Raw genomic sequence first — 717 nt, forward strand, 5'->3', positions numbered from 1 at the left:
CCACGCCAGGAACCGTCATCAGGCGCATGCAAACCGGATCTGACGCAGCTCTTAACTCGAGAGTGCGGGTCGAGGCCCGGAGTTGCGCCTCGATTGCCTCCATGGATGCAATGAGCGGAGCGAACAGCGCCTCTAAATCGGGGCGCTGTGCGTAGAGGGCAACCAGGCGTTCAGCCCGTTTCCCTGCGGCTCTGGCTGAACCGAGGCGAAAACCGAACAGCTTCAGAAGCCCACGTAGCTGGTTGATCATGGAAGTACGCGCTGTGATTAGTTGGGCCCGAATGCGGATTGCGGCACGGTCAAAATGCGTTGCCGCATCTTTCATGTGGATGCGCTTGAACCAGCCAGTTCGGGCCATCTGCGCGATGCCTTCAGCATCATGGACATCGCTCTTGTTGACTCGAGCTGAGAGGACACCCTTGGCATGACGGGCGCAAATGCACTCAACCGGCAAATCGCGAGCCGCCATGCCGTGATAGAGGAAGGCGGATAGTGGCCCGGTCTCCATAACCACCCGGACCAAGCCTGGACAATAGCGCCCTAGCCACTTGGCTATTATCTCGGGGTCGCTGGCCAGAACCTCGCGTCGTAAAACTGCGCCTTCCGCGTCCACCACGCAAACATGCGTGGTTTTGTCACTCACATCCAGTCCTGCATAGATCGACATGGTCACCCTCCTTAATCGAAGCGTTCATGCGATTTTGTACCATGTAGGAG

At 58.0% G+C, this 717-nt stretch carries 1 protein-coding gene; it reads right to left on the minus strand.

The annotated features are described in order from the left end of the window. Positions 1 to 667 (minus strand): IS110 family transposase (locus tag JQK15_RS26520; protein ID WP_214869654.1); only part of this gene is annotated, 667 nt, incomplete at its 3' end. Positions 668 to 717 lie beyond the last annotated feature (50 nt).

Source organism: Sphingobium sp. BHU LFT2, assembly GCF_018604485.1.
GTDB lineage: Bacteria > Pseudomonadota > Alphaproteobacteria > Sphingomonadales > Sphingomonadaceae > Sphingobium > Sphingobium yanoikuyae_A.